At 48.3% G+C, this 8,361-nt stretch carries 3 protein-coding genes and 4 pseudogenes; 1 reads left to right on the top strand and 6 read right to left on the bottom strand.

The features are described from left to right. The 4 pseudogenes from CCC32_RS09205 to CCC32_RS09190 all read right to left on the bottom strand — a co-directional run. Positions 1 to 392: pseudogene (locus CCC32_RS09205) on the bottom strand (C69 family dipeptidase); the annotation flags it as partial. A gap of 42 nt (positions 393 to 434) precedes the next feature. Further along, positions 435 to 1,281: pseudogene (gene nadC / locus CCC32_RS09200) on the bottom strand (carboxylating nicotinate-nucleotide diphosphorylase). Between the two features lie 85 nt (positions 1,282 to 1,366). Beyond that, positions 1,367 to 1,846, bottom strand: a pseudogene (locus tag CCC32_RS09195) (hypothetical protein). 266 nt (positions 1,847 to 2,112) lie between these two features. Continuing rightward, a pseudogene (locus CCC32_RS09190) lies at positions 2,113 to 4,403 on the bottom strand (NADP-dependent malic enzyme). 190 nt (positions 4,404 to 4,593) lie between these two features. Between CCC32_RS09190 and CCC32_RS09185 the strand changes: the two are divergent. Further along, on the top strand, positions 4,594 to 5,238 hold the full coding sequence (locus CCC32_RS09185; RefSeq protein WP_022317370.1) for a TetR/AcrR family transcriptional regulator: 645 nt from the start codon (positions 4,594 to 4,596) through the stop codon (positions 5,236 to 5,238). A 101-nt stretch (positions 5,239 to 5,339) separates the two neighbouring features. On the opposite strand, the gene CCC32_RS09180 is transcribed toward CCC32_RS09185, so the two are convergent. Both CCC32_RS09180 and CCC32_RS09175 read right to left on the bottom strand, forming a co-directional pair. Beyond that, positions 5,340 to 6,365 carry an IS110 family RNA-guided transposase gene (locus CCC32_RS09180; RefSeq protein ID WP_042517114.1) on the bottom strand — a complete coding sequence of 342 codons (1,026 nt, stop codon included), beginning with the start codon at positions 6,363 to 6,365 and terminating at the stop codon, positions 5,340 to 5,342. A gap of 396 nt (positions 6,366 to 6,761) precedes the next feature. Beyond that, the gene (locus CCC32_RS09175; RefSeq protein WP_042517114.1) at positions 6,762 to 7,787 is read right to left on the bottom strand and encodes an IS110 family RNA-guided transposase; all 1,026 of its coding nucleotides are present in this window, start codon (positions 7,785 to 7,787) and stop codon (positions 6,762 to 6,764) included. Between the last annotated feature and the right edge of the window lie 574 nt (positions 7,788 to 8,361).

Below are 8,361 nucleotides of genomic sequence, written 5' to 3'. Positions count from 1 at the left end.
GGGCTGTTTTGGAGCGCTGCAGCGCGATATAGATCAGCGAACCGTAATCAAGATTCCCGTCGTGTCCACCATTTCTTCTCTTCTCCGAAAGTGGTTTCTCGATAGTCACCTGATATTCGTTGATGTTTCCTATCACATTGTAGGTCTCTGCCGCCTGTGGTATCTGTCCGTGATATTCCTTTGTATCCCAGTCGTAGATTTGCAGCATCTCCCCTTTGGCGTGTTTGCCGCGGGGTAATGGCATAGTCCAGGAACATGCCGTAGTCGTCGGCGCTATAGGTACACATCACCGAACCGTCGGCACTTGCCTTCTTTCCCACTATGAAGTTGGTGCAGGCCAGAGCGTTGATCACGCCTGTACATAACAGTAATGATAAAAACAGTTTTCTCATGATATTGACTCTTCAAAAAAATTATTGTTATTTGAATTCCTTTCAACAAGCCTTGAAACTCATGTCGAGTCCCTTCACCGAGTGTGTGAGAGCCCCACAGAGATGAAATCGACGCCACATTCCGCATAGTCGCGTATAGTGTCGAACGTTATTCCTCCGCTAGACTCAGTTTCATAGCGTCCGCCAATGAGTTCCACGGCCTTCTTAGTGTCTGCCACAGAGAAGTTGTCGAGCATTATGCGATTTACTCCTCCATGTGTGAGCACCTGGTTAAGCTCATCGAAGTTTCTCACTTCCAGCTCAATCTTCAGGTCGAGGTTTTTCTCTTTCAGATATGCATGACAGCGGTCGATAGCGTTTGTTATACCTCCAGCGAAGTCCACGTGGTTGTCTTTGAGCAGTATCATGTCGAAGAGACCTATTCTGTGGTTCATTCCTCCACCTATCTTCACTGCCTGCTTTTCGAGACATACGCATTCCAGGTGTCGTCTTGCGTGTATCGAGCACGTGTGTCTTTGTGCCTTTCAGCTTCTCCACGTATTTGTGTGTCATCGTGGCGATGCCGCTCATTCTCTGCATGATGTTGAGCATGAGCCGCTCTGTCTGTAGCAGCGACGCACCTTTCCTGTCTATACCATTGCGATGTCGCCTTTTTTCACTTCGGCTCCATCACCTATCAACACCTCCACTTTCATGGTGTTGTCAAATCTGTCAAACATTTTTTTGCCACCTCTACTCCGGCCAGTATGCCGTCTTCTTTGATGAGGAGGTGTGATTTGCCCATTGCGTCTTCTGGTATGCAGCATAGCGTGGTGTGGTCACCGTCGCCGATGTCTTCCGCGAAAGCCAGGTCGATGAGCTTGTCTTCCAATTCTTCTACTGTGTACATTATGTTTTGTTCTTAATTATTAAAGTTGACGGGTTGAACTTCTCCTAACCTTATTTAAATAAGGTCAGGAACAGGTCTTGTTTTCCTACAGATACACTCCCACTCCGATGCGCAGTCCCACTTTCGAATAGTCTGAGTGGTTCTTTATCGACTGGTCGTAATATACTGACGGTTCTATCGTTACGCTCTTTCCGAGGAAGAATGCGTATCCGAGCTCCAGTCCCGGCATGATGTCGTTGTATCCGTTCCGCCATGCACGAGACGGGCGTTGAGGCCCATATACAGTCCGTTCTGTATTATGTAGTAACGGCCCCCCACTCCGACAGCGAACTTGTCATCCACGTCTTCGTCGTGGCTGTAGCCTGCCATGACCAGTGCCATCCAGTTGTCTGCCACCAGATATCCGCCCTTTGCCTCCACTCCGAGGCTAAGCTTTCTCTGCTCCGCTGTAGCTCAGATTGATTCCTGTCAGTGAGCCGTTGCAATAGTATTTTCCTTGTTCAAACTGTGCGCTTGCCGTCATGGTCATCAGGAATCCTATCGCCAGCAATAAAATTTTCTTCATAATTTATGTTTCTGTTTAATTCGTAATCCGCCTTCGGTGCTCATTTTGCCGCTGGCTTGTGTTTATCTCTGCAAAAATACTCATTTTATCTGAACTGCAAGGGTATAATCGAAATAAGTAATGGTAAAAACACCGAGGAGCGACAATTCTGCCTTTTCCCCGGTGTTTTCTTGTTTCCACATCCTTTCTGTGGTGTGTGTGTTTGGCCTGTTTCTGAATTTCCCACAAATGGTCTTGCCCGTCCGTTTTCTCATTCAGACCGCTTGTCACGCATTGTGTTTTGCCTTGAGTTTTGCCACGTATGCGTCGATTACCGCCACTGCCGTAACGTTCACTATGTCGCGCACGGAGCTTTCAAAGTCGGTGAAGTGTATCGGCTTGTTGAGTCCCATCTGTATCGGACCGATTATCTCGGCATCGGTGTTCAGTCCCTGGAGCAGTTTGTATGCTCCGTTGGCGCTGCTCAGATTTGGGAACACGAGTGTGTTCACGTCTTTGCCCTTGAGGCGTGAGAACGGGAATTTGGCATCTCGCAGTTCTCTGTTGAGGGCAAAGTTTATCTGCATTTCTCCGTCGATGGCCAGCTCCGGGAATTGTTTCTGCATGGCAGCCACCGTCTCGTGCACCTGCAGCGGACTTCCGCAGTCGTCTGTTCCGAAGTTGGAGTAGCTTATCATGGCTATGTTCGGCTCTTCGTTGAAGAAGCGCACTGTGGCAGCGCTCAGTTTCGCCACGTCCATGAGCGTGTCTTTGTCGGGATGACGGTTGATGAGCGTGTCAGAGATGTAATACACTCCTTTGCTTGTGTTCAGGATGTGCATCGTGGCGAAGTGTGAGTACCCGGCTGTATGCCAACCACTTCTTTTGCCACTTTTATGGTGTTTGAGTATTTTGTGTAGAGTCCTGTTATGAAGGCGTCGGCGTCGCCAGTCTCCACCATCATCATTCCGAAGTAGTTGCGCTCGAACATCTTGTCGTTTGCCCCGTCGAGCGTGTAGCCTTCTCTCTGTCGTTTCTCTGCCAGGATGTGGGCATAGCGTTCGCGACGCTCCGCTCTCTGTCGTGGCGAAGGTTCACTATTTCCACTCCGTCGAGGCTCAGGTCGAGTTCTTTTGCGAGTTTCTTTATGCGTTCGTCGTTGCCGAGCAGTATCGGCTGGCAGATGCCTTCTGCCTTTGCCTGCACTGCCGCCTTGAGCATCGTGGGGTGCAGTCCCTCGGCGAAGACCACTCTCTGCGGGTGTTTGTGCGCGGTATCGTATAGTTTCTGGGTGAGCTTTGTCTCTTGTCCGAGCATCTCGCGCAGCTTGTTCTTGTATGCCGCCCAGTCGGTGATTGTCGTCCTTGCCACTCCACTGTCGATTGCCGCCTTTGCCACTGCTGCCGATACTTCTGTGATGAGTCGCGGGTCAACGGGTTTTGGGATAAAGTAGAGAGGTCCGAAGGTGAGGTTGTTCACGTGGTACACATCGTTCACCACGTCGGGCACCGGTTGTTTCGCCAGATCTGCGATGGCGTGTACTGCCGCCAGCTTCATCTCCTCGTTGATTGCCGTTGCGTGCACGTCGAGTGCTCCACGGAAGATGTATGGGAATCCTATCACGTTGTTTATCTGGTTAGGGTAGTCGGAGCGCCTGTGCTCATGAGCACGTCGGGACGGCTTGCCATGGCGTCTTCGTATGATATTTCGGGCACGGGGTTTGCAAGTGCGAATACGATTGGCTGTTCTGCCATTGAGCGTATCATGTCTTGCGTGAGCACGTTGCCTTTTGAGAGTCCCACAAACACGTCGGCTCCTTTTATCGCCTCTTCGAGGGTGTGCACGTCACGCCTGTCGGTGGCAAAAAGCTTCTTCTGTTCGGTCAGGTTTTCCCTGTCGCTGGTTATCACTCCCTTGGAGTCGAGCATCAGTATGTTTTCTGTCTTGGCTCCGAGTGCCACATACATCTTTGTGCATGATATGGCTGCGGCTCCGGCTCCGTTCACCACGATCTTGACCTTGGCAATGTCTTTGCCGTTCACTTCGAGTGCGTTTTTGAGTCCTGCCGCCGATATTATCGCCGTGCCGTGCTGGTCGTCGTGCATCACCGGTATGTCGAGTGTGCGTTTCAGCCTCTCTTCTATGTAGAAGCATTGCGGTGCCTTGATGTCTTCCAGGTTTATTCCGCCGAAGGTGGGCGCTATGCGCTCCACGGTCTCGCAGAATTTCTCCGGGTCTTTCTCAGCTATCTCGATGTCGAACACGTCGATGCCACCATATATCTTGAAGAGCAGTCCCTTGCCCTCCATCACAGGTTTTCCGCTCATTGCCCCGATGTCTCCAAGTCCGAGCACTGCTGTGCCGTTGCTGATCACGGCTACGAGGTTTCCTTTGTCGGTATATTTGTAAGCATCGTCGGGATTCTGCTGTATTTCCAGACACGGGAAGCCACACCGGGCGAATATGCCAGACTCAGGTCGGTCTGGGTGCTGTAAGCCTTGGTAGGCTTGACTTCGATTTTTCCTGGGCGCATTCCCTCATGATAGGCCAGCGCTGCTTCTTTTGTGATTTTTACCATAAGAAATTTAAGAATTAATTGTTTGTGTCATTATCACTCGAATTGACAAGCCAGCGAGGATATTTCCCCACAATCCGCCATTGCCGGATGTCCGTTCGTCCAATTGACGAGTTTTTGCAAAATTACTAAAAAACTTGGCGCACGAAGAAAAATAACAAATATTTTATTATCTTTGTAAAATCAAAACGCAATGAAGGAAATGCAAACAGACCACAACAACATATCTGAACATCGCCAGGAGCTGAAGCTCAGGATTCTGCGCACGGCAATGCCGCTCTTCAAACAGAGGGGCATAAAGGCAGTGAAGATGGACGACATCGCAGCGGCGCTGTCGATATCGAAGCGCACTCTATATGAGGTGTACGACAAGAAGGAGGACCTGCTGCTTGCGGGTGCGCGGCACGACCATGAAGAACTTTTAAGGCATATCCAGGAATATGCGCTGACGGCGGAAAACGAAATCGACATCGTGGTGACGTTCTTCAAGCTTAAATTCGCTGACCTCGACAACCTCTCCCCTCTCTTCCTCACTGAACTTGAGAAATACGACAAGGTGACGGCATATCTGCGGTCGCGCCACGAGGAACAGCAGAGGGAGTCGCTGCTTTTCGTGAAGCGCTGCATAGAGAACGGATATTTCGTGCCTGAGCTGAACTACGAAATCCTGCAGGACATCTGCGACTCAATGATGGACGCGAGCTTCAAGAAGGCTCTCTACGAAAAATATTCGCTGAGCGACATCTTCTGCAACTTCTTCATAGTGTTGCTGCGCGGCTTCTGCACCGAGAAGGGCATCCTGCTTCTTGACCAGTATCTCAAGAAGACTGAAGATTGACACCGGCGGCCCTCAAAACCATCAACAAGCCACTCTCTTATCGCTTAAACCCAAATCGCTTTCTATGTTAATATCCAAATGTTTTGACCATTATTTTCAATTTATGCTGAGATTTTATATTCAGGGGTGAATGTTTGGCGATTTCTGACCATGGCTGTGACCAAATGTACAAGTTTGTTCTTGACATTGTTCAGTGCAACCTGCTTCTTCTTTCCTCGTTCTACGAGGCGCATGTAGTACCTCGCCATAATGGGATTGAAGTTGACGGCAGCTAGTGCCGCTTGCGTCAGCATGGCCTTTATCTGGCGGTTAGCCATATAATGTACATGCGGATCGGAATGCACACTGGTTCCCGAATCTTTGCCAAATGGAGCTAGGCCGTAATAGCAGGCAATCTTGCGTGAGTCGTAGTTGAAACGCCGGAAGTTGTCGGTGTACACCATCAGGCACACAGCGTTCTGCGTTCCTATGCCAGGCACCGAGGTCACGATGGTGAACACCTCGGTGAGTTCCTCGTCCGACTTGATGAGATCGGCAATGCGCTTATCTATCTTCTCTATCTCCTTATTGAGTTCAGAGACGATGTGCCGTCCGCTCTGCGAAATCATTGTCTTGACTGGCGACTTCTCCATAGTGAGTCGCTTTTCGCCTCTACGCACCTGGAAACTGCATCTGTGTCTTACGATCATCTGACGGTATAGGAACAGCTCACGCAGTTGTGTAAGCGACTCGCTAAGAGGCTCGTACATAACGGCTTTATCGTAATTCCTCATGGCGTATTCTGCAATCATCGAGGCGTCAGCACGGTCAGACTTCAATCGTCTAAGACCAGATGCGTCTTTGATGCTCTTTGCGTTCTCAAGCCACATGTCGTAGCCTTTACCGTAGAGGAAGTTGCACAGTCCCTTGCTGTAGTCGCCCGTGTTCTCGCCACAGAAGAGCCACAAGGACGAGTCGATACCGCAGGAATTCTGCTCAACCCACTTGACCAACTGCCTATAGCCAGACACGGTTGTCTTGAACTCGTTGAACACTCTAGCAGCGGTTTCTGCCAGTCCGTCTGCAAAAAGGATAGCCACATCAACTTTTTCTTTCGAAAAATCAACTCCGATAAATAAATTCTTCATAACTTTGTACGAGTTATATTGTGTAGAATTGGTCAATAGTTGTATGGACTAACACTCTAACAAGGCTCAGAGCCGATAACTTTCTATCTGGTCTTTGCAACTATGTCGATGAGGACCTAAACGATTTATAGCTTTACGGCTGGGTCATTAGCTGGTTTACCTCTTCGACAGACCGATTCTACCTTTTTACAACAAAGGTACGAAACTGTCTTTAGCAATCATAGTTTTACCTTGATTATTTTGGAGTTTATGCGACTTCGTCGCAATCTTCTGCAAACTTAGAGGTCATTAGGGCTTGCTTGGATTTTGTGTTTTTATAAGAGTGGATTTTGTTTGGCTTTTAACCCAAATCGCTTTCTATGTTAATATCCAAATGTTTTGACCATTATTTTCAATTTATGCTGAGATTTTATATTCAGGGGTGAATGTTTGGCGATTTCTGACCATGGCTGTGACCAAATGTACAAGTTTGTTCTTGACATTGTTCAGTGCAACCTGCTTCTTCTTTCCTCGTTCTACGAGGCGCATGTAGTACCTCGCCATAATGGGATTGAAGTTGACGGCAGCTAGTGCCGCTTGCGTCAGCATGGCCTTTATCTGGCGGTTAGCCATATAATGTACATGCGGATCGGAATGCACACTGGTTCCCGAATCTTTGCCAAATGGAGCTAGGCCGTAATAGCAGGCAATCTTGCGTGAGTCGTAGTTGAAACGCCGGAAGTTGTCGGTGTACACCATCAGGCACACAGCGTTCTGCGTTCCTATGCCAGGCACCGAGGTCACGATGGTGAACACCTCGGTGAGTTCCTCGTCCGACTTGATGAGATCGGCAATGCGCTTATCTATCTTCTCTATCTCCTTATTGAGTTCAGAGACGATGTGCCGTCCGCTCTGCGAAATCATTGTCTTGACTGGCGACTTCTCCATAGTGAGTCGCTTTTCGCCTCTACGCACCTGGAAACTGCATCTGTGTCTTACGATCATCTGACGGTATAGGAACAGCTCACGCAGTTGTGTAAGCGACTCGCTAAGAGGCTCGTACATAACGGCTTTATCGTAATTCCTCATGGCGTATTCTGCAATCATCGAGGCGTCAGCACGGTCAGACTTCAATCGTCTAAGACCAGATGCGTCTTTGATGCTCTTTGCGTTCTCAAGCCACATGTCGTAGCCTTTACCGTAGAGGAAGTTGCACAGTCCCTTGCTGTAGTCGCCCGTGTTCTCGCCACAGAAGAGCCACAAGGACGAGTCGATACCGCAGGAATTCTGCTCAACCCACTTGACCAACTGCCTATAGCCAGACACGGTTGTCTTGAACTCGTTGAACACTCTAGCAGCGGTTTCTGCCAGTCCGTCTGCAAAAAGGATAGCCACATCAACTTTTTCTTTCGAAAAATCAACTCCGATAAATAAATTCTTCATAACTTTGTACGAGTTATATTGTGTAGAATTGGTCAATAGTTGTATGGACTAACACTCTAACAAGGCTCAGAGCCGATAACTTTCTATCTGGTCTTTGCAACTATGTCGATGAGGACCTAAACGATTTATAGCTTTACGGCTGGGTCATTAGCTGGTTTACCTCTTCGACAGACCGATTCTACCTTTTTACAACAAAGGTACGAAACTGTCTTTAGCAATCATAGTTTTACCTTGATTATTTTGGAGTTTATGCGACTTCGTCGCAATCTTCTGCAAACTTAGAGGTCATTAGGGCTTGCATGGATTTTGTTTTTTAGAAGAGTGGATTTTGTTTGGCTTTTAATGAGTAATAGCGGGCTATTGCGAATTAAAAACGAGCAAAAGACGCCTTATAAAAAGCAAAAGACTGCAAGCAGTTATTAAAATTATACATTAAACGGCCTAATGACCTCTAAGTTTGCAGAAGATTGCGACGAAGTCGCATAAACTCCAAAATAATCAAGGTAAAACTATGATTGCTAAAGACAGTTTCGTACCTTTGTTGTAAAAAGGTAGAATCGGTCTGTCGAAGAGG

It is taken from the genome of Prevotella sp. LMAG:51 (assembly GCF_008680225.1).
GTDB classification, from domain to species: Bacteria; Bacteroidota; Bacteroidia; order Bacteroidales; family Bacteroidaceae; genus Prevotella; species Prevotella pectinovora.
Note: the sequence above shows the minus strand (reverse complement) of the source record. Positions and strands in the feature narration are given on the sequence as shown.

Bases quoted from the DNA above. Each gene is read 5' to 3' on its own strand.
- CCC32_RS09180 (WP_042517114.1), bottom strand. From the start codon at position 6,365: ATGAAGAATTTATTTATCGGAGTTGATTTTTCGAAAGAAAAAGTTGAT.
- CCC32_RS09175 (WP_042517114.1), bottom strand. From the start codon at position 7,787: ATGAAGAATTTATTTATCGGAGTTGATTTTTCGAAAGAAAAAGTTGAT.
- CCC32_RS09185 (WP_022317370.1), top strand. From the start codon at position 4,594: ATGAAGGAAATGCAAACAGACCACAACAACATATCTGAACATCGCCAG.